Annotated in this window: 20 protein-coding genes; 5 read left to right on the top strand and 15 right to left on the bottom strand. The window is 63.1% G+C overall.

Annotated elements, in window-relative coordinates; all coding sequences use genetic code 11:
• Positions 1–7: 7 nt before the first annotated feature.
• Positions 8–1399: a type VI secretion system Vgr family protein gene (locus N4Q37_RS02090; RefSeq protein ID WP_260954865.1), complete on the bottom strand. Its 1392-nt coding sequence runs from the start codon at positions 1397–1399 to the stop codon at positions 8–10.
• A gap of 220 nt (positions 1400–1619) precedes the next feature.
• Here N4Q37_RS02090 and N4Q37_RS02085 point away from each other — a divergent pair, with 220 nt between their 5' ends.
• Positions 1620–2324, top strand: coding sequence for a YebC/PmpR family DNA-binding transcriptional regulator (locus tag N4Q37_RS02085; RefSeq protein ID WP_260954864.1), 705 nt, complete (start codon positions 1620–1622; stop codon positions 2322–2324).
• A 50-nt stretch (positions 2325–2374) separates the two neighbouring features.
• Here N4Q37_RS02085 and N4Q37_RS02080 read toward each other — a convergent pair whose 3' ends face one another.
• The 8 genes from N4Q37_RS02080 to N4Q37_RS02045 all read right to left on the bottom strand — a co-directional run bounded on the left by N4Q37_RS02080 (position 2375) and on the right by N4Q37_RS02045 (position 10343).
• Complete coding sequence (locus N4Q37_RS02080; protein WP_260954859.1) at positions 2375–3715, bottom strand: leucine-rich repeat-containing protein kinase family protein; 1341 nt, start codon at positions 3713–3715, stop codon at positions 2375–2377.
• 93 nt (positions 3716–3808) lie between these two features.
• The gene (locus N4Q37_RS02075) at positions 3809–4870 is read right to left on the bottom strand and encodes an ABC transporter substrate-binding protein (RefSeq protein WP_260954858.1); all 1062 of its coding nucleotides are present in this window, start codon (positions 4868–4870) and stop codon (positions 3809–3811) included.
• An 18-nt stretch (positions 4871–4888) separates the two neighbouring features.
• Positions 4889–6004 carry an NAD(P)/FAD-dependent oxidoreductase gene (locus tag N4Q37_RS02070; RefSeq protein ID WP_260954857.1) on the bottom strand — a complete coding sequence of 372 codons (1116 nt, stop codon included), beginning with the start codon at positions 6002–6004 and terminating at the stop codon, positions 4889–4891.
• A complete protein-coding gene (locus N4Q37_RS02065) occupies positions 6001–7356 on the bottom strand; it encodes an FAD/NAD(P)-dependent oxidoreductase (RefSeq protein WP_260954856.1) in 1356 nt (451 codons plus the stop codon). Before N4Q37_RS02065 ends, N4Q37_RS02070 begins: the two co-directional genes overlap by 4 nt.
• Entirely contained in the window at positions 7353–7643 is a 291-nt protein-coding gene (locus tag N4Q37_RS02060; protein ID WP_260954855.1) for a (2Fe-2S)-binding protein, read from the bottom strand. Before N4Q37_RS02060 ends, N4Q37_RS02065 begins: the two co-directional genes overlap by 4 nt.
• A 7-nt stretch (positions 7644–7650) precedes the next feature.
• Positions 7651–8445 (bottom strand): ABC transporter permease, encoded by a 795-nt coding sequence (locus tag N4Q37_RS02055; RefSeq protein WP_260954854.1) that lies wholly within the window; start codon positions 8443–8445, stop codon positions 7651–7653.
• Positions 8446–8451: 6 nt separating this feature from the next.
• Positions 8452–9321 carry an ABC transporter permease gene (locus N4Q37_RS02050; RefSeq protein ID WP_260954853.1) on the bottom strand — a complete coding sequence of 290 codons (870 nt, stop codon included), beginning with the start codon at positions 9319–9321 and terminating at the stop codon, positions 8452–8454.
• Positions 9318–10343 (bottom strand): ABC transporter ATP-binding protein, encoded by a 1026-nt coding sequence (locus N4Q37_RS02045; RefSeq protein ID WP_260954852.1) that lies wholly within the window; start codon positions 10341–10343, stop codon positions 9318–9320. The genes N4Q37_RS02050 and N4Q37_RS02045 overlap by 4 nt, the downstream gene beginning before the upstream one ends.
• Positions 10344–10587: 244 nt before the next feature.
• Between N4Q37_RS02045 and N4Q37_RS02040 the strand changes: the two genes are divergently transcribed.
• Positions 10588–11421 (top strand): IclR family transcriptional regulator, encoded by an 834-nt coding sequence (locus N4Q37_RS02040; protein ID WP_260954850.1) that lies wholly within the window; start codon positions 10588–10590, stop codon positions 11419–11421.
• A 39-nt stretch (positions 11422–11460) separates the two neighbouring features.
• Here the strand turns inward: N4Q37_RS02040 and N4Q37_RS02035 are convergent, their stop codons facing one another.
• Positions 11461–12213 (bottom strand): anti-sigma factor family protein, encoded by a 753-nt coding sequence (locus N4Q37_RS02035; RefSeq protein ID WP_260954848.1) that lies wholly within the window; start codon positions 12211–12213, stop codon positions 11461–11463.
• The gene (locus tag N4Q37_RS02030) at positions 12210–12716 is read right to left on the bottom strand and encodes a sigma-70 family RNA polymerase sigma factor (RefSeq protein WP_260954846.1); all 507 of its coding nucleotides are present in this window, start codon (positions 12714–12716) and stop codon (positions 12210–12212) included. The genes N4Q37_RS02035 and N4Q37_RS02030 overlap by 4 nt, the downstream gene beginning before the upstream one ends.
• A 162-nt stretch (positions 12717–12878) precedes the next feature.
• Here N4Q37_RS02030 and N4Q37_RS02025 point away from each other — a divergent pair, with 162 nt between their 5' ends.
• Together N4Q37_RS02025 and N4Q37_RS02020 are read left to right on the top strand one after the other, a co-directional pair.
• The gene (locus N4Q37_RS02025) at positions 12879–13961 is read left to right on the top strand and encodes a catalase family peroxidase (RefSeq protein WP_260954844.1); all 1083 of its coding nucleotides are present in this window, start codon (positions 12879–12881) and stop codon (positions 13959–13961) included.
• Complete coding sequence (locus N4Q37_RS02020) at positions 13958–14494, top strand: cytochrome b (protein ID WP_260954842.1); 537 nt, start codon at positions 13958–13960, stop codon at positions 14492–14494. The genes N4Q37_RS02025 and N4Q37_RS02020 overlap by 4 nt, the downstream gene beginning before the upstream one ends.
• A 57-nt stretch (positions 14495–14551) precedes the next feature.
• Here N4Q37_RS02020 and N4Q37_RS02015 read toward each other — a convergent pair whose 3' ends face one another.
• A complete protein-coding gene (locus tag N4Q37_RS02015) occupies positions 14552–15703 on the bottom strand; it encodes a M14 family metallopeptidase (RefSeq protein ID WP_260954841.1) in 1152 nt (383 codons plus the stop codon).
• A gap of 645 nt (positions 15704–16348) precedes the next feature.
• The gene (locus tag N4Q37_RS02010) at positions 16349–16690 is read right to left on the bottom strand and encodes a DUF6124 family protein (protein WP_260954840.1); all 342 of its coding nucleotides are present in this window, start codon (positions 16688–16690) and stop codon (positions 16349–16351) included.
• Positions 16691–16818: 128 nt separating this feature from the next.
• Here N4Q37_RS02010 and N4Q37_RS02005 point away from each other — a divergent pair, with 128 nt between their 5' ends.
• On the top strand, positions 16819–17451 hold the full coding sequence (locus N4Q37_RS02005) for a LexA family protein (protein ID WP_260954839.1): 633 nt from the start codon (positions 16819–16821) through the stop codon (positions 17449–17451).
• Positions 17452–17480: 29 nt separating this feature from the next.
• Here N4Q37_RS02005 and N4Q37_RS02000 read toward each other — a convergent pair whose 3' ends face one another.
• Together N4Q37_RS02000 and N4Q37_RS01995 are read right to left on the bottom strand one after the other, a co-directional pair.
• Positions 17481–19430 (bottom strand): acetyl/propionyl/methylcrotonyl-CoA carboxylase subunit alpha, encoded by a 1950-nt coding sequence (locus tag N4Q37_RS02000; RefSeq protein WP_260954838.1) that lies wholly within the window; start codon positions 19428–19430, stop codon positions 17481–17483.
• On the bottom strand, positions 19427–20260 hold the full coding sequence (locus N4Q37_RS01995) for a gamma-carboxygeranoyl-CoA hydratase (RefSeq protein WP_260954837.1): 834 nt from the start codon (positions 20258–20260) through the stop codon (positions 19427–19429). Before N4Q37_RS01995 ends, N4Q37_RS02000 begins: the two co-directional genes overlap by 4 nt.
• Between the last annotated feature and the right edge of the window lie 7 nt (positions 20261–20267).

Below are 20267 nucleotides of genomic sequence, written 5' to 3'. Positions count from 1 at the left end.
GTGATGGTCAGGGTGCCGGAGGGTTCAGCAGCCAGTCGAACAGCAGCCCGGTGTCGTGATTGTGCCGAGGGCGCGCAGGGCCTTGTCCGGTGTCGGGAGTCGAAGGTTGCGCGCATAGCACCGGTCGGTCGGGGTCACCGTCGAGGAAGCTCACCAGCACTTCGCTGCCGGCCATCAGGCGAGGGGGCTCGCCCAGTCGCTGTTGTGACACGGGCAGCGCCAGGCCTTCCTGGCCCGGGGTCCACAGGCTGACACTGACTCGGCCGTGCTCGTCGAGCTGGGCCGGTTGCCCGGTTGTGCCGAGCACATGGGCGAGGTGGTAGCCGGGAATGCACGGCCTGGGATGTCTGAGGCCCGGCCGGAACACCGTGGACCAGGCAATGGCGGTGAACCGATTGCGGTAGTCCGTGGAGGGCGGTGTGGCCGGCAGGTTCGGTTCGAGGATTGAAAACTGCCGTCCCTGATGCTGGATTTCGGTGACCAGCCATTGGTCGTTGAAGACTGTCAGCGGGTGGTCGCCGATCTGTACGATTTGGCCGCTGTGCAGCGCCGGATGGGTGCTGTGGCCGTGGATTTGCCGTTGTTGGCAGCGCAACCGTTCGAGGTTCCGCCGGCTGGCCTGGAAGCGGTAAGCCTGGGCCGTGTCGGCCCGGATCATCTCGTGGGCGGCTTCGGCAAACACCTGGTTCGCCGCCGTGTCGTCGGATCGCTCGCCTGCCCGGTCCCTGAACCTGAATGGCAGGCCAGGTAGCGTCGAATGATGACGCTGATACAGCCGCTGGAGAGCCGGCTGCCGGTCGTTATCCGGGCGCAGGGGCAACTCGACCGGGTGCGCCGCGAAGCTCTTCGGGTCTTCGGCAAACACCAGGACGTGCCCCTGGAAGGCGTGTTCGAAGTGGTAGTGGATGCCTTCCTCTTCGCATAGCCGTTGCAGCAAGGTCAGGTCGCTTTCCTCGTACTGAATGCAGAATGGCCGGCAGGGGTAATGGCCATGGGGCAGTTCGAAACGGTAACTGTCCGGAGGCAGCGCATGCTCTTCCAGCAGCCGTCGCAGCACCTCAACGACGCTGAGCCGATGGAAAACCCGCCGCCGCGGTCCCTGTTCCAGTCGCTGGAGGTATGGGACAAGTGTCAGGTGATAGCCAATGCGCGATGAGGCGTCGGCACTCAGGCTGACGCTCTGCAGCACCCCGTGGACACCCGATTTACCGTCCAGGCGCAGGAACGCCGGTTGTCCCAGCAGCGCATCGGCGCTGATCGGCGGCCCCAGGCTGATCAGTTCGAGGTCGAAGTGGTAAGGCTGGTTGAGGGCTTCACGCCCGTTGAGGCGCAGCACTTGCAACTGCAAGTCGCTTTGCGTGAGTGTCAGGCTGAAAGGACTTTCCGTGTCGTTGTGCATCGCGGCGTTCACTGGGGGAAAAGAGAGGAGCTGAGGGTACGAAACCCCAGGATGGAACGGTGTAGGTGGCTGGCTGTTTCAGAAACCGCCTACAACACGCCGGGAAAATGTCGATCCAACCGGGAAAAATTTTTGGTCGATCAGGCGGTTTAGGCCGTATAAACTTGCGCCACAGCGCCGGCCGGCAGATGTCTTGGCGCGTCAGACAAGAGAGTGAGTAATGGGCGCACAGTGGAAAGTTAAACACAAAGAAGCGGCTGCCAACGCCAAGGGCAAGATCTTCGGCAAACTGGTGAAGGAAATCAGCATTGCCGCGCGTAATGGCGCCGATATCACCACCAACGCCCACTTGCGACTGGTGGTCGAGCAGGCGAAGAAGGCTTCGATGCCACGCGAGACCCTGGAACGCGCGATCAAGAAGGGTTCCGGCCAGCTCGGCGAAGCCGTGCAATACCACCGCGTGACGTATGAAGGGTTCGCACCGCACCAGGTGCCGCTGATCGTCGAATGCGTGACCGACAACATCAACCGCACCGTGGCTGAAATCCGTGTCGCCTTCCGCAAGGGCCAACTGGGCGCTTCGGGTTCGGTGGCCTGGGACTTCAACCACGTCGGCATGATCGAGGCCACCCCGGACAGCCCGGACGCCGATCCGGAACTGGCCGCCATCGAGGCCGGCGCCCAGGACTTCGAGCCGGGCGAAGACGGCGCGACGTTGTTCCTGACCGATCCGGCTGACTTGGATGCCGTGCAGAAAGCCCTGCCAGAGCAGGGTTTCACCGTGGTTTCGGCCAAGTTGGGCTACCAGCCGAAAAACCCGGTCAGCGGCCTGACCGATGAGCAGATGGCCGAAGTCGAAGCGTTCCTCGAAGGCCTCGACAACCACGATGACGTGCAGGACATGTTTGTCGGTTTGGCCGGGTAAGCCAAACCCTGCAACTAATGTGGGAGTAAGCCTTGCTCCCACAGATCAGCTCACAGCGTGGGTGGGCCCATGGCTGCGAATCGACTCAGCAAGGCTCCAATCTCCTCGAACCCCGGCCGCGCCAGCACCTGCGGCTGACAGCAGCGCGCCTGCAAATCTTTCAGCAACTGAAGATCGCTGGCATCGGGCCCAGGCTCGATTCGCGCCAGTAATTCCCCTAGCAGAATCCCGAACGCCCGCACTTCGATGCGTTGCAGCGCACGGGTTTGCACGGTGTCCGTGGTGGCATGGAACGACGCCGCGCCAAAATCCCCCAGCAGGCAATCGCCCCGGTCATTGCACAGAATGTTGTGCCCGTACAGGTCGCCGTGGGTGATGCCCTGGCGATGCAGGTGCGCGGCCACCGAAGCGATGCCGCCGGCAATGCCCATCGCCACCGGCAGACTCAGGCGCAGCCCATCGGCATACACGTCACGGCTGCATGAGGCCAGGCTCGGCAACCCGGCCAGGTTGCGGTAGCTGGGTTCGATCAGCGCCATCACCAGTCCGGCCTGTTCCTCGGGATGGCCGCTGACCTGGCCCAACACCTCGATCAGGTTCGGATGTCGACCGGCGGTGATGCATGCGTGCATCTCGTGCAACGGCGAGCCGTCGCTGGTCATCTGGCCCTTGTACATCTTCACCGCGACGTCACGCGCCTCCTCGCCCGGGGGTTGCCACGATGCCTGGTGAATCACCCCCGAGGCCCCTTCGCCCAGTGTGTGTCGCAGGCTCAGTTGGGACCAGTCGATGGGTGCCGTGGTGCTCAAGGCCGCCGCTTCAGCCTGGGCTTCCAGCGGGTTGCCGGCGTAGGCCAGCCAACTGAGGCTGGGCAGTTCCAGTAGCCATTGCGGCAGTTCAACCAGTTGATTGGCGGCGATGCGCAGCAGTTCAAGGCGATGGCATTGGCGCAGGCTGGCGGGCAACTGCTGCAAACGGTTGCCGGCCAGCATCAGTTTTTGCAGATGCGGGCGTTGGCCGAGTTCGTCCGGCAACTGGCGGATGCGGTTGTCCGTGAGGATCAGCCAGCGCAACAGCGGCGGCAGCGCGGCCGCCGTGACCCGCTCGATGCGGTTGGCCTTGAAACCGATCATGGTCAGCGCGGCACAGCGGCCCAGGCATTCGGGCAACTCGGTGAAGCGGTTGTCCGAACAGAACAGCACCCGCAGGCGGGTCAGCCGGTGCAGGTCATCGGGCAATGCCTCCAGTTGATTGCCGCTGAGGTTGAGGATTTCGAGGGAGTCGGCCAGGTCGAAGATTTCCCGCGGAAACTGCGTCAGGTCGTCGGCCAGGTCCAGTCGGGCAATGCCTGAGAGCTGGCCGGCGCGTAGTTGGGCGAGGGTGTGCGTCATGGGGGTGTTATTGATCAAGTGGCATTTGATGCCGGCTAGTTTGTTACAAAACCGCGTGGCGAGGGGAATCCCTCGCCACAAAAGCTTGTTCGGCTAGCGCTCGATGCTACGGCTCCACCGCGCGTTCCAGGCCGGGCGCTGTTCGTTGACCTGGTCCCAATCCACCGCGATCGCCGTTTCCAGGTAGTGCTTCATGGCCTCTACCTGGCCGCGGGTCTTGTCGGTGGTCGGGGTGTTGGGGTTGGAGGGGATCTGGTCGCCTTCTTCCAGAGCAATGGCCTGGGCCTCGGGTGTCAGCAGGAAGGCGGCCAGTTTCTGCGCCAGTTCCGGTTCGGTGTTGTGGGCGATGGCGCACTCAGCGACGTTGAGCACCACGGCGCCTTCCTTCGGCTGTGCATATTCGACGGGCATGCCCTTGAGTTTCAGCGCGGTCACCTGGGTCGGTGTCAGCGGGAACAATGCCGCTTCGTCGGTTTGCAGCATCTCGGAAATTTTCGCCGAGCTGGGGATGTACTCCAGCACATTGCGCCCGACGGTGTTTGGCCAGGCCTTGAAACCCGGTTCTACGTCGGTTTCGCTGCCGCCCTGGATCCGGTTGAACATCAAGAAGCCGTGCAGGCCGAAGGTCGACGAAGCCATCGACTGGAACACCAGTTTGTCCTTGAAACGCGGGTCGGCCATGTCCATCCAGGAGGTCGGCGTGTTCCAGCCTTTCTCCTTGAATAGCCGGGTGTTGTAGGCCAGCCCGGTGACGCCGAGGCTGACGGCCACGGCTTCATCCTTGATCCGCCCTTTGGCGGGGATCTGCGCCAGGGTCGGGTTGTCCTGAAGCTTGTCGCACAGCCCCATGGCGATGGCGCGGTACATGATGCCGTCGTCGAGGAATATCACGTGCATCTGCGGGTTGTCCTTGCTGGCCTGGACTTTGGCCAGGATATCGGCGGAGGTGCCCGGCACGATCACCACTTTGACGTTGTTGGCTTTTTCGAAGGCCGGCAAGACCTTGTCGGCGTAAAGCCGCTCCATGGTGCCGCCGTTCATACCCAGGTAGAGCGTCGGCTCGGCCAACGCCTGGGTGACCGGGAGCAGGGCGCCCAGGCAAGCGGAGCCCAGTGAGCAGAAACCGAACAGTGCACTGCGTTTGACGTTATTCATTGGCACGACCTTCCTCTATCAAGCAACGGAGATGGAGTGAAACCGGGTGATGGAAAACGCATCCAGCGGCGTTTTCGAGGCGCCACAGCAGATGATCTCGCTGAGCGCCTGGCCTACCGCGGGGCCGATCTGAAAGCCCGCGCCGGCAAAGCCGAACGCATGCAACAGGCCGGGTTGGGTGCTGCTGTGGCCGATCACGGGTTGGCGATCGGGCAGGTAACCTTCGGTGCCGCTCCAGGTGCGAATCGCCTGGGCACCCTCGAGGAACGGATACAGTTCGACCGCCTGGCGCAGGATTTCAATGACCGCGTTCTGGCCCGGCCGCGCGCGGGCATCATCGAGGGCGAAGCCCTGGCCGCCGCCCAGCACGCAGTTGCCGCGAGCGACCTGCCGCGCATAGATACCGCCACCTTCCACGCCGGTGCTGGCATTCATCACCAAGGGCAACGGCTCGGTGACCAGCATGGCCGGGTGTCCGGCGTGCATCGGCACCGCTTCGCCGAACTGTGCGGCATACCGGCTCGCCCAGGCGCCGGCGCAGTTCAACAGCCAGGGGGCGCGCAGTTCCAGGCCGGTTTCGGTGCGCACCTCAAAGCGTTGGCCGTCATGGGCGACGACGCTGACGGCGCATTGTTCGTGGATCTGTGCGCCATGGCGGCGGGCTGCCTGGGCGAACGCTGGCGACACCAGGCGTGGGTTGGCGTGGCCGTCGTCCGGACACAGGGACGCCCCGACCGCGACGGTGCCGACCCAGGGAAAACGGGCGCGCAGTTCATCCTGATCCAGCAGTTGCAAATCGAGGCCGAAGCCCTGGCAACTGGCGGCATAATCGTGCAGTGCACGCAGGTCTTGGGCGCTGCGGGCCAGTTTCAGATGGCCGCTGCGCTGGTATTCGCCGTCGATGCCGATCAATTGGGGCAACTGGCCCCAGATCTCATGGGCCCGTTGTGACAAGGGCAATTGCGACAGCGGCCGTCCCTGGCGGCGTACGCCGCCATAATTCACACCACTGGAGTGCGAGCCGCAGAAGTCGCGTTCCAACAGCGCCACCCGCCGTCCGGCCTTGCTCAGGAACAGCGCGGCCGAGGCGCCGACGATACCGCCGCCGATGATCAGTACATCCACTTCGATCATGGCTCGACCTCCAGGCCAAAGGGCACGGGCTTGATCGGCGCCTGGGCGCGCAAACGGCCAATGCTGGATACCGGGCGGCCGCTTTCGTGGGCGATGATTTCCGCTGCGGCGGCGCCGCACATCCGTCCCTGGCAGCGCCCCATGCCCACCCGGCAGTGCGCCTTGACCCGGTTGATCTCCCAGTGGCCTTCGCCCACCACCTGGCGGATGTCGCCCACGCTGACTTCTTCGCAGCGGCAAAGCATCAGGCTGTCCTTGGCATCGGCCGCCCAACCTTGTGGAAAAGCGAAGGCGCGTTCCAGGCCGACACGAAAATGGCCGATGCGATCGAGCGCTTGCTCCAACCGGTTGCTGCGTTGTGAATCGATCAGGTAGCCGAGGTCTTCGAGCAGCGCCAACGCCGCCCGCTCGCCGGCCAGTTCGGCGGCATCGGCGCCCATGATCGCGGCGCCATCCCCGGCCAGGTAGACCCCCCGCACGCTGCTGCGGCCGGCGCGGTCCCGTTGTGGCAACCAGGCGCGGTTGAGCGGGTTCCAGGCAAATTCGCAGCCCAGCAAATCTGCTAGTTGGGTTTCGCTGCGCAAGCCGTGGGCGAAGGCCACGGCATCGCAATCGAGGCGCTGCTCGCCTGTCGCATCGTGCCATGCCAGCGACTGTACCCGGCGTTCACCGGTGATATTCGACAGGCGCGCGCCTTGATGCACGGCGATGCCGTGGAGGGTCAGCCAGGTGCGGTAATAAAGGCCCTTGGCGAGGGTCGCCGGTTGCGCCAACAGACCGGGCAGGGCGCGGACCTGGGCGCGCAACGGCGAGCTGTCGAGCACCGCGACCACCTTGGCGCCGGCCTTGGCGTATTGGTAGGCCACCAGGTACAGCAAGGGCCCGCTGCCGGCGAACACCACCCGTTCGCCGATGGCGCAGCCCTGGAACTTCAAGGCGATCTGCGCCGCGCCCAGGCTGTACACCCCCGGCAGGGTCCAGCCCGGCACCGGCAGGACCCGGTCAGTGGCCCCCGTGGCGACGATCACGCTGGCGTATTCGACACGGTCGACGCGGCCGTCCTGCAAGGTATCCAGCAGGCCGTCCTCGGCGTTCCAGACCAGGGTGTCGGGGCGATAATCGAGCTGGCCGCGCAAGCCGTCGAGAGTCTGGTGGAGGGCGTTGGCCTTGTGCGCTTCGAAGCCATACAGCGTGGTCGGCGAGCGTCTGAAGTTGGCCGGTTGGCGTCGATAGATCTGTCCGCCACCGCGTGCGGCTTCGTCCAGCAGGATCGGCTGCAGGCCGTGGGCGACCAATGTCTGCGCGGCACGGATACCGGCCGGCCCGGCGCCGATGATGGCGATAGGTTTCATAGCTGACGCCCCGGTTCGCGGCTGACGTGCTGCCCCGCTTCGAGCAGGGTCGAGCAGGCACGGACACGACGGCCGTCGCCCAGGCGGACCCAGCAGTCCTGGCAGGCGCCCATCAGGCAGAAGCCTGCCCGGGGTTCGGCGCTGAAGTCGCTGCCGCGCAGGTGCTCGCTGCAGGTCAGCACAGCGGTCAGCAGCGTGTCACCCAACAGGCCCGTGGCCGGTTTGCCATCGAGGGTGAAGTCCAGGGCCGGGCGGTCACCTTCGGCCAGTCGTTTCAGCAGAGCCATGGCGCCCTCATTGTTTACCTACCAGGACCCGATCCAGGCCATAGACCCGATCGAGCAGAATCATCGTGATTGCCGTCAATGCGATGACCAGCGCCGACACCGCCGCCATCATCGGATCGATGGATTCGGTGGCGTACACGTACATACGCACGGGCAGGGTCTGGGTGGCCGGCGAGGTGACGAAGATCGACAGCGTGACCTCATCGAAACTGTTGATGAACGCCAGCAGCCAGCCGCCGGCCACCCCCGGCAGGATCATCGGCAAGGTGATTTGCCGAAACAGCGTGAACCGCCCGGCGCCGAGCGATTGCGCGGCCTGCTCGGCGCTGCGGTCCAGGCCGATGGCCGAGGCCAGCACCAGGCGTAGCACGTAGGGCGTGATGACCAGCACGTGGGCGAAGATCAGCCAGGTGAAGCTGCCGTTCACCCCCATCAGCGCAAACAAGCGCAGCAAGGCCACGCCGAGCACCAGGTGCGGGATGATGATCGGCGACAGGAACAGACCGTTGAAGAAATCCCGACCGGGGAACTCGAGCCGGGTGATCGCCAGTGCCGCCGGCACCGCGATCAAGGTCGCCAGCGAGGCCGCGCAGAACGCCAGCACCAGGCTGTTGTAGAACGCATCGATAAAATCCGCGCGCTCGAACACGGCACGGAACCAACGCAGGGAGAACGTGCTGGTTGGCAGGCTCAAAGTGTTTTCCGGCGTGAAGGCGACCAGGCAGACCACCACCAGCGGCGCGAGCATGAAGGCCACCACCAGGGCATGAAACAACAGGGCGAAAGGACCGTTCCTGGACATGACGAATTACCCCAATGACTTCTTGTAGCGGCCTTCGATCATGCGGTTCCACGACAGCATGATCAGCAGGTTGAGCAGCAGCAGCGCGACGGCAATGGCCGCGCCCATGGGCCAGTTCAGTTCCGCCAGGTACTGGTCGTAGATCAGCGTGGCGACCATTTTCAGGCGACGTCCGCCGAGCAGGCCGGGGATGGCGAAGGAGCTGGCGGCGAGGCCGAACACGATCAGGGTGCCGGACAGCACACCAGGCATGATCTGCGGCAGCACCACCTGGCGGATAACCGTGAACTGGCTGGCTCCCAGGGACAGCGCGGCCTGCTCGGCGGCCGGGTCGAGTTTTTGTAGCGAAGTCCATACCGGGATGATCATGAACGGCAGCATCACATGGACCAGGGCGATGGCCACCGCGAACGGCGTATAGAGCAGCTTCATCGGTGCACCGCCGAAGGCTTGCAGCGTCTGGTTGACCAGGCCGTCGGCCCCCAGCAGCAGGCTCCAGCCGAAGGCCCGTACCACCACCGAAATCAGCAGTGGCGTGAGGATCAGGATCAGGAAGATCGAGCGCCACGGTGTGCCCATGCGACTGAGGATGTAGGCCTCGGGCACGCCGATCAGCACGCACAGCAGTGTCGTCAGGGCGCTGATCCAGAAGGTGCGCAGAAAGATCTCGTAGAAGTACGGATCGCCCAGCAGGCTGGTGTAATGCTCGAAGGTGTAGGCGTCACCCTTGATGCCCGAGCTGTAGTCGAAGACGTTGAACGACAGCACCAGGGTCAAGCCCAACGGAAGCACCAGCAGGCCCAGGTACAACGCCAGCGCCGGTGCGGACATCAGGTAGCCTTGCCGGCCCTGGCGTGCGGCGTCGATCAGCTTCATGCCGGCACCTCGTCCTTGTGCAACACCCGTAGCAGCGCCGGGTCCCAATCCAGGCCGACCGTCGTGCCTTCGGCCAGGGGGGCGCAGCCGTCGTTGCGGCGCACCACGCAGAGCTCGCCCAGGTGGGTGGCAACGCCGTACAGCCATTGGCTGCCGAGGAAGAAGCGGCTGACGACGGTGCCTTGCAGTCGGCCGGCGCCTGCCGGGCACACATCGATTTTTTCCGGGCGCAGGCTCAGGATCAGCTCGCCGCTGCCGGGCTGGCAGGCTTGAACGACGCCGGCGCTGTCGCGTTCGCCCGGCAGCAGGTTGGCTTTGCCGACGAAGCTGGAAATGAATTCGGTGCGGGGGTGTTCGTAGAGCGTGTAGGGCGCGTCGATCTGGGTGATGCGCCCGGCCTGCATCACCACGACCCGATCACTGATGGACAGCGCTTCGGATTGGTCGTGGGTGACCATCAGCGTGGTGATGCCGACTTCTCGCTGGATGCGGCGGATTTCGAACTGCATCTCTTCGCGCAGGTTGGCGTCGAGGTTGGACAGCGGTTCGTCGAGCAGCAACACCGGCGGTTCGATCACCAGCGCTCGGGCCAAGGCCACGCGCTGGCGCTGGCCGCCCGACAGCTCCCGGGGGTAGCGCTCGGCGTGGCGGTCCAGGCGCACCAGTTCGAGCACCCGATCGACCCGTTGCTGAAGCTCGGCGCTGGCGACTTTGCGCATGCGCAGGCCGAAGGCGACGTTGTCCCTGACGGTCATATGGGGGAACAGTGCGTAACTCTGGAACACCACCCCGAGACCACGGCTGGCGGGCTTGGCGTGGGTGATGTCGCGTCCGTCCAGCAGGATGCGCCCGCTGCTGACCTCGACGAAGCCGGCAATCATTTGCAGGGTGGTGGTCTTGCCGCAGCCGGAGGGGCCCAGCAGCGAGACGAATTCGCCCCTCTCGACCGCGAGATCGGTGGCGACCACGGCGTCGATGTCACCGTAGCGTTTGCCAAGTCCTTGAAGTTGCAAAAAAGCCATCGCAGCGCTCCACCTGGATTGTTATGCGTCGCCGTCAGGCGCGCTTTTTTGTATGGGCAGATACGAAAGGGTGTTTCCGGGTGCGTTGGCGCTCGATGAGTCGGCAGCCGCTGTTGTTCGAATCGCCCCTGTCTGGACGCAGAGTAGGACGAAGACTAGGATGGGCTCAATGGAGTATTTCACTGAAGAGAAGACTATTTTCAGTTTTTTCCGGTGAGTAAATTAACTGATTGGAAATATCGATTTGGATTCCATTGAGCGGAATAACGAAAAAGGCGACGTGGGCGTGGGCGCTGTCTCGCGGCTGTTTGCCGTACTGCGCAGCCTGGGTGAGAACACCGAGGGTGGGGCGCGGGTGACGCAGTTGGCCCAGCGCATTGGGCTGTCCCAACCGACTACGCACCGCTTGCTGCGCAGCCTGATGGACGAGGGCATGGTCGAGCAGGATGCGCGCAGCAAACGCTATCGCCTGAGCCTGGACTTTTTCGCCCTGGCCGCCCGTGCCGGCAACACCGGCAACTTGCGCGAGCTGGTACGGCCGGCCATGTTGCGGCTGTCGGCTTCGCTGGGGGATTCGCTGTTCCTGCTGGCGCGCAGCGGCTTTGATGCCATCTGCCTGGACCGCAGCGAAGGCCCGTTTCCGATCCGCACGTTCACCGGCGACATCGGCGGACGGGTCGCGCTGGGCGTGGGGCAGGGCAGTCTGGCTATCCTGGCGTTCCTGCCGGACGAAGAACGCGACACGGTGATCCATTACAACCTGCCGCGGCTCAAGGATTTCCACCTGTACGACGAAGTTTTCCTGCGCTCGGAAGTCGAGAACGTCCGCACCTTGGGCTATGCGGGGCGCAACACCGGTGTGTTGCAAGGCATGGCCGGGGTGGCCGTGCCGATCCTCGACCGCGAAGGCCGGGCCGTGGCGGCCTTGAGCGTGGCGACGGTGAGTGATCGGCTCGGGCCGGATCGCCTGCCCACCGTGGTGGAAATGCTCAAGCGCGAGGCGGCACTGATCGGCCCGCGGATCAATCCGTTCGACCCGCTGCTGCGCAGGCCTTCGCAGGTGTTTGGGCAGGGGTGAAACACAACCTCAGGACCACCCCGCCCCCTGTGGGGGCGGTCAGAAGTTCAGGGTCTGCTCGAGCCGCTGCGCCACAGGCGTATCGCTCGGTATGACCATCGCATAGTTGTAGCCCGGTCCGGACCAGTACTGCGCCTGCAGTTCACCGTCGCGACGGCTGCCCCGGGGCAGCAGGAAGTTTTTCGGACCCGGTGGGCGGATGTAGAAGCTGATTTTCTGGCCGCTCGAATCCTGATAAACCACCATCGCCGCCGCGCCTTGCTCGGTACTGAGCAACCGACCGCTGACTGGCCTGAAGCCGGCGCCCGACAGGTCGGGCAAACGGTTGGCCTGGCTGAAATAACGATCGAGCCAGTCTTGCATGCCGTGCGCGTCCCCGGCCTGGAAATCGGCCGCCAGGATGCCCTGTTGGGCGAACAGCCGGTACGCCTGCAGCGCGTCGGCCATGGGGGCGGCGGCGCTGAGGAGGGTCATTTCCCGTGCTTGCCAGCCACTGAACCCGCCGACACCGACAGCCAGTACCAACACCGCGGCGCTGGCCAGGTAGCGACGCGTTCGATGTTTCAGGCGCTGGCGAATCATTGCCGGATCGAGATCCGGATTGGCGGGTTGTTGCAGCACGCCGCTCAGTGCACTGCGCAGGTGTTGTGCATCCCGCTGCCAACCCCGGACGCGAGCGGCGACTTCAGGATGATGATCGAGATAAGCGTCCATCAGACGCTGATCGGCCTCGTTCAACCGGTGGTCAACGTAGGCGTGCAAGTCATGGTCGCTGGGGGGCATGTTGATCATTTGAGTATCCGCAGGGTAGGGCGGGTGATTTCGCCTTCGCTGAGTTGACGTAACGCCTGGCGGGCGCGGGACAGCCGTGACATCACCGTGCCAGTCGGCACGCCGAGGATGTCGGCGACTTGCTGGTAACTCAGGCCTTCCACCGACACCCACAACAGCAGGGCGCGTTGCTCGGTGGGCAGTTGATCGAACGCTTGCAGGGACGATTGGGCGATCACGCTGCGCTCGACCGAAGGCTGGGCATCCTGGCCGCCGGTGAAAAATTCCAGCATGCGCGCATAACGACGGGAGCGGCGATGGGCGTCGAGAAACTGCCGATAAAGGATCGAGAACAGCCAGGCCCGAAGATCGCCGTCCGGGCGTTTGTCGCTCCATTTCGACAAGGCCCGCTCCAGGCAGGCTTGCACCAGGTCATCGGCATTGCTGGGGTTGCGCGTCAGCGACACGGCAAAGCGCCGTAACCGGGGGATGAGCATGCGCAACTGTTCGTCGAGTTCGTTCATGGTGGGCTTCTTTGGGGCAGTCACTGCGCCGAGACTGGAAAGACGATCCGCGAAGGAGATTATTCCAGCGTCGGAAAAATAAATACGAGGCGTGGGAATAAACCCGCCGGGCCTGCGTCAGACAGGTCCTTTTCGTACAAAGTCTAGTCCTGGAGCTTCGTCATGGTTGACCTTTCCCCTGAACCGAACCGGCCGCCGTTAAGTGCCGCCAGCCGGGCGCTACGCCTGGGTGGTATCGCCGTGACCGTTGCGGCACTGGCGGGGGCATTTGCCTACGTCAATGGCACCTTTGACCCCCATCGCCTGACGCCTGCGTCGCTGGTGAACGTGCTGGAAAAGAACAACGGCGTGCACCCAGGCTTTCGGCGCAACCACGCCAAGGGTGTCTGCGTGGCCGGTTACTTCGAGAGCTCCGGCGAAGCCAGCGCCTATTCCAGCGCTGAGGTGTTCACCCAGGCGCGCACGCCTGTGGTCGGACGTTTCGCCTTACCCAGCGGCAGCCCTTATGCACCGGACGGCAGCGTGCCGATTCGCAGCCTGGCGCTGCGATTCACCCAGGCCAACGGCCAGCAATGGCGCACGGGCATGAACAGCATGCCGGTATTCCCGGTGGGTACGCCCGAAGCGTTCTACCAGTTGCAGCAAGCGCAGTCGCCGGATCCGGCCACAGGCAAGCCGAATCCGGCGGCCGTGCCGGCATTCTTTGCCGCTCATCCGGAGGCGGCGCCGTTCCTGCAATGGATCAAGACCGCCAAACCGTCGGCCAGCTACGCCAGCGAAACCTACAACGGCATCAATGCGTTTTACCTGGTCAACGCCGCTGGACAACGCCAAGCGGTGCGTTGGGGCGTGGTGCCGCTGGCCCGGGGTACGGCGGATGCAACGCCATCCCAGGGCGCGGATTTCCTCGCGCAGGACCTGGTCAAGCGCCTGGCGGAGGGGCCGCTGCGTTGGCAACTGAGCATCACCCTGGCCAACCCGGGAGACCCGGTGAACGATGCCAGCAAGGCCTGGCCCGCTGACCGAACCGTGCTCAATGCCGGTACGCTGGTGCTCGAGCGCACCCAGCCCCAGGACAACGGTGAATGCCGTGACATCAACTATGACCCGCTGATCCTGCCCAGCGGCATCGAAGGCTCCGAGGATCCGTTGTTGGCCGCGCGTTCTGCTGCGTACGCCAATTCCTACTTGCGGCGAACCCGCGAAGTGAGCCAGTTACCCGCCAACCAGGAGTCACGCCCATGAGCACCCCCCGTCACTTCGCACCGCTGGCCCGGCTGCTGCACTGGTTGATGGCATTGATGATCCTCGCCATGTTGTTCATTGGCGCAGGGATGGTCGCCTCGGTGTCCGCACGCCATGAGTGGTTGCTGCAATTGCACAAGCCCTTGGGTATCGCGATCCTGGCGTTGGTCATCGTGCGCCTGGTGGTGCGTTTTTCCACGCGACAGCCATCGCTGCCGGCCGATCTGCCCAAGTGGCAGGTGCTGGCGGCCAACGCGTCCCATGTGCTTTTGTACGCCTTGATGTTGGGCCTGCCCCTGTTGGGTTGGGGGATGATTTCGGCGGCGGGGGACCCGGTGATGCTCAGCGCCACGGTGCGATTGCCCTCGATCCTGGCGCCCAATGCCGAGACGTTCGCCTTGCTGCGCCAGGCGCACGCTTATCTGGCTTACCTGTTGTTCCTGACCGTGCTGGTGCACCTGGCGGCGGCGTTGTTCCACGCCTGGGTGCGGCGGGATGAGGTGCTGGACAGCATGTTGCGTGGCAAGGGTTGAGCGAGGAACCCGTGGTGAGGGCGCAAGTGCCCTCGCCACGGCGATCAGGTCGTTCGATCAGCGCAATTCGTCGACCATGGCCTCGAGGGTACTCAACACATCCTTGCCCAGTTGCATCGAGCGTTTGCCGGACCAGCCGGTTTGCGGGTTCGGATGGTCGTTGTGGTCCTTGAACGGCATTTCCAGCGTCAGGGACAGGCAGTCATATTTCTGGCCGACCGCGTTACAGGCCAGGGTCATGTTGGCTTGGCCGGGTTCGTCGCGGGTGTAGCCGTGGGTGGTCTGGAAGTCTTTGGTCTGGTGCTTGAGGTGACTGCGAAAGCGCTCTTCAAGTGCAGCGATGCGCGGTGTGTAGCCCGGGTTGCCTTCGCAACCGGCGGTGAAGACGTGAGGGATCTCCTCATCACCGTGAACATCGAGGAACAGATCGACGCCATATTTTTCCATCTGCTGCTGTACGAAAAATACTTCGGGGCTGATTTCCGGGCTGGCGTTCTGCCAGGCACGGTTGAGATCCTGGCCCATGGCGTTGGTGCGCAAGTGGCCATGGAAGGCACCGTCCGGGTTCATGTTCGGCACCAGGTACAAGTCCGCCTTGGCGAGCAATCGGTTCAGTTGCGCATCGTCATGCTGCTGGAGGCGTTCGATCACGCCCTCCATGAACCATTCGGCCATATGCTCGCCAGGGTGCTGCTGGGCGATGATCCAGATTTTGCGCCGGCCCTCGGCACCGCTGCCCTTGCGCAGCAATGGGATGTCGCGACCTTCCACGCTTTTACCGACGGCCAGCAACTCGGCGCCAGCCTTGTGCGAGGCTTGCTCGATCAGCCACTCGTGACGGCCACGGCTGTAGGGTTCGAAGTAGGCGAACCAGGCGTGGGATTGTTCTGCCTCCAAGTGGAAGCGTAGGGTGTCGCCTTCGAACTGAGTGGGAATACGGAACCAGTTGACGTGATCGTAGGACGCCACTGTCTGATAACCCGTCCACGCCTTGTTATAGGACGATTGACTGGCGTTGAGCAGGCGGAAGGAATACTCCTGGCCAACGTGCAGGCCACTGGCCTTGAAGTGGAACCACTGGATGTGGGCACTGCGGCTGTCGGGCCGGATTTTCAGCAGCGATTGCAGTGGGTTGCTGATGTCGACGACTTCGATGTTGCCGCTGTCGAAATTGGCGCTGATATCAAAGGAGGATTTAGCCACGGTCATGATTCCCCAACAGGATTTTTATGGCCGTAACTTTAGCGCGTGAAAGGGAATGTCGGGGGATTTACGTCATTACAAAGAGGGGGCGTCCTCCCTGGACGCCGAAGCAGCTTAGGACGTCGGCCATGGATTCTCAAGTGCTGCCGGTCGGTGGTTTTCGACCTGTTTGACGGGGGAGCCTTTGTACATGAGCGCTTGTAAATGAATATTCATTTGCTATCATCGCCGCCACCGAATGAGCAGCACCCAAAGACTTCATTAGCCTGAAGCCATAAGCCGAAAAATCGGCAAAAAAAGACCCGGCAAAAAGCCGGGTCAAAAACCGTGATTAGCCTGATGAGGAGATATTCCAGAAGTCCGACCTAAGGCCTCCTGGACTATCGACTGATCTCGCGACCAGCTGATGCAATAATAATCATTATCATTTGCAAGTCAAATGGTTTTATTGCGCCCATTGGAAAATATTTCCTGTCGTCCGCGTTCGCGGCGTTGTTCCCAGGTTACACCTAGGGTTTGTACGAAAAGTCGCCGAGCGGCGATCAGGCAAGGCGAAAACAGGGAGGAAGCGCAGTTAACTGATTGTTAATGAGCATCCGAGCCTGTTTTCAACGCAGCATGATCGTCGTGCAGGCACTTTTCGTACAAAGCCTAGCGGGTAGGGTAGCCATCCAGGGAACGGTCAAGCATCACCTTGACCAGATCAATCATATGCACCACTGAAAACGCCAGGTCACGGCTTGACCCTTGTAGGTGATTGGCTGATTCCTGGGCGGTTGCCGCTGCACAGCGCAGCAGGTCGCACGCATGAACCAGGGCTTCCTCTGCGCTCACTTGGTGATTTACGTCGAAAAAACGGTGTTCGGCCTGGGCACTTGAAACACCTGGTTTCAAGTAATAGTCGAGGGCGCGCTGGGCCGCCGGGCAGTCCTGAAGCGAGCTGAACGCCTTGTCGAGAGGCGGATTGGGCGTGTCTTTGGCTGCTGTATCCATGATGTTGGATGTCTCCGTGTGGGGTTGAAATCCTCAATCCAGAATAGTACTTATCGTAATTGTGACGACAATTTAAATACTACAATTTGTGTTTTGTCAGCCAGAGTCACCCACGTATCGTGCCGCACATGGATAAATGGATAGAGTTGGTCAAGGCCAAGATGAAGGAGCTGCGCATCACGCAAGTGGTGCTCGCAGAGCGGTTGGGCATGTCTCAGGGCGGCGTCGGCCATTGGCTGACCAAGCGCCGGCAACCCAGTGTCGACGACATGAACCGGGTCCTGCGGGAGCTGGGGATGGAATTCCTGGAAGTCATGGTGGTGATTCGCGAGCCGGACACCTCCACGGAGGAAGGCCTGCGCCTGGCGCAGAAGTACAACCCGTACTTCCGCTACCCGGTCAGTGACTGGCACGAGGTGGGCGAAGTCCGTGAAGGCGACGCTGGCCGCTACGAGCTGACGGATTACCACGCCCAGGGGGACGCGTTCTGGTTGGTGGTGGTGGGCGATGCCATGACCGCACCGACCGGGTTGAGCATCCCTGAAGGCATGTCGATCCTGGTGGACCCCGCCGTTGAAGCGGTCCCCGGCAAACTGGTGATCGCCCAGTTACCGGGAAGCAGCGATGCAACCTTTCGCAAACTGATCGAGGAGAGCGGGCAGCATTACCTGGTGCCGCTCAACCCCACTTACCCGAAAACCCTGTACACCGAGCAATGTCGCATCATCGGTGTGGTGGTGCAGGCCACCATCAGGTTCTGACTGGATCGGCCCTTGGAACGGGCCGATGCCTACTCTTCGAACGCTATCAGCGTACTGCCTTCGCTGACCATTTCACCTTCCTGGCAATACAACGCCTTGATCACGCCGGCATGAGGCGCCCGGATGCTGTGCTCCATTTTCATCGCTTCCAACACCACCAGTTGCGTTCCTGCCTCCACCGCCTGCCCGGGGCTGACCAGTACGCGGACGATACTGCCGTTCATGGGCGCGGCCAGGCCGCCGTGGTGGCCATGGCTCGCTTCGGCGGCGGCCAGCGGGTCGTACAGCTCGACACGATGTAACTGACCCTCCCATTGCAGATACAGGTGTCCGCCCTGGTGAATGGCACGATGGCTGCGGCGCAGGCCGTTGCGCTCGATCATCAGCCGCTCATCCTTGAGCACCGCGGCCGCGTTCGTAATATCCAGCGTCACCGCCCGATCCTGGTCGTCGCAGCTCAGGTGCAGGGTGATTTCATTGGGCAATCCCAGACGCAGCCCGGCGCTATCGGACCACGGTGAGCCGGCATCGTCAGGGCGCATCTGCGGTCTCAGGCCCAGTGCGAAAGCCTGGGCGGCGGCGAACCAGAAATCGTCATCCAGTTCGCCAGGCTCCGTCAGCAATTGCGTCTGGTAACGTGGGATAAATCCGGTGTCCAGTTCGGCCGCTGCGAAGGCCGGATGGGCCACGATACGCCGCAAAAAGGCGATATTGGTTTTCAGCCCGCCAATGGCAAATTCGTCGAGCATGCCCAATAGTCGCAACCGCGCCTGTTCACGGTCTTCGCCCCATGCGATGAGTTTGCCGAGCATCGGGTCGTAGAAGGGCGAGATCTCATCGCCTTCCTCGACACCGCTGTCCACCCGTCGTCCCGGACCTGCGCAAGATTCGCGATACAGCGCCAAGTGCCCGGTGGCTGGGAGGAAGTCGTTGCCCGGGTCTTCGGCGTACAACCGCACTTCAATGGCGTGGCCCCGCAACGGGACTTGCGCCTGAGTGATCGGCAACGGCTCGCCCTGGGCGACGCGGATCTGCCAGGCCACCAGGTCCAGGCCCGTGATTGCTTCGGTAACCGGATGTTCCACCTGCAGGCGGGTGTTCATTTCCATGAAGAAGAATTCGCCTCGCGAATCCAGCAGGAACTCCACCGTACCGGCACCCACATAGCCAATCGCCTGGGCCGCTCGCACGGCGGCTTCACCCATCGCCTGGCGCAGGGACGGGCTCAGGCCAGGGGCGGGAGCCTCTTCAACGACTTTCTGGTGCCGGCGCTGGATCGAGCAGTCACGTTCGTTGAGGTACAGGCAGTTGCCGTGTCGATCAGCGAACACCTGGATTTCTACATGACGTGGCTTGAGCAGATATTTTTCCACCAGCATCCGCGAGTCGCCGAACGATGACAGCGCCTCGCGCTGCGCCGAAGCAAGGGCTTCGGCCAGTTGGCTGACATCCTCGACGACTTTCATGCCTTTGCCGCCACCGCCCGCGGTGGCCTTGAGCAGTACCGGGTAGCCGATGCGCTCGGCAGCGGTGCGGAATGTTTCCAGGTCCTGGGCTTCGCCGTGATAGCCGGGCACCAGGGGTACGCCTGCGGTTTCCATCAAGGCCTTGGCCGCGGACTTGCTGCCCATGGCGTCGATGGCCGAGGCAGGCGGCCCGAGAAAGACCAGCCCGGCCTGTTCAATGGCTCGGGCGAACCCGGCATTTTCCGAAAGGAAACCGTACCCCGGATGGATCGCCTGGGCGCCACTGGCCCGGGCGGCGGCGATCAGTTTGTCGATTTGCAGGTAGCTCTCGGCGGCCTTGCTGCCGCCCAGGTCGACGCAGATGTCGGCTTCGCGGCTGTGGCGGGCGTCGCGGTCGGTGGCGCTGTGCACGGCGACGGTGGTCAGGCCCATGGCCTTGGCGGTGCGCATCACCCGGCAGGCGATCTCCCCACGGTTGGCCACCAGCAGGGTGGTGATGACAGGGGCGCTCATCGACGCGGCTCCTTGTGATTCGACTCTTTGTTAGTCAATTCCGCTTGCCAGTTCGGCGCGCGTTTTTGCAGGAAGGCTCGCAAGCCCTCCTGGCCCTCAGGGCTGACACGAATGCGGGCAATGGCATTTTCGGTGTAGCGCCGCAGCGCCGGGGTGAGGGCGCCGTGGCCGACTTCACGCAGCAGTTCCTTGCTGGCGCGCATGGCCGCCGGGCTGTTGAGCAACAGGTTGTCGATCCATTGTTCGACTTGCTGGTCCAGCGTGTCGGCCGGGTAACTTTCCGACAACAACCCAATCTCTTTCGCACGCTGCCCGCCGAATCGTTCCGCCGTCAGCGCGTAACGCCGTGCCGCGCGTTCGCCGATGGCTTGCACCACGAATGGGCTGATCACCGCCGGCGCCAGGCCAATGCGTACCTCCGACAGGCAGAATTGCGCGTCATCGGCGCCAATGGCCATGTCACAGGCGCTGATGAGCCCGAGCGCGCCGCCGAACGCCGCGCCTTGGACGACGGCCAGTGTGGGAATTTTCAACTTGGCGAGGTTGTACATCAGCTCGGCCAGTTCCCGGGCGTCGTCGAGATTGGTGTGGTAATCGAGTTCAGCCGACTGCTGCATCCAGGCCAGGTCGGCGCCGGCACTGAAATGTTTGCCACGGCCGCGGATCAGCAGGAACCGCAGACTTGGATCGCTGCCGACGTGGTCCAGGGCGAGGATCAACTCGCGGATCATTTCGGCATTGAAGGCATTGTTTTTCGACTCGCGGCTCAACCACAGCGTGGCAATGCCGCGTGGGTCGATGAGCAGTTCGAGGGTGTTGAAGTTATCCATGGACATT

Origin of the sequence: Pseudomonas citri (assembly GCF_025336485.1) — a bacterium.
Classification (GTDB): Bacteria; Pseudomonadota; Gammaproteobacteria; order Pseudomonadales; family Pseudomonadaceae; genus Aquipseudomonas; species Aquipseudomonas citri.
Note: the sequence above shows the minus strand (reverse complement) of the source record. Positions and strands in the feature narration are given on the sequence as shown.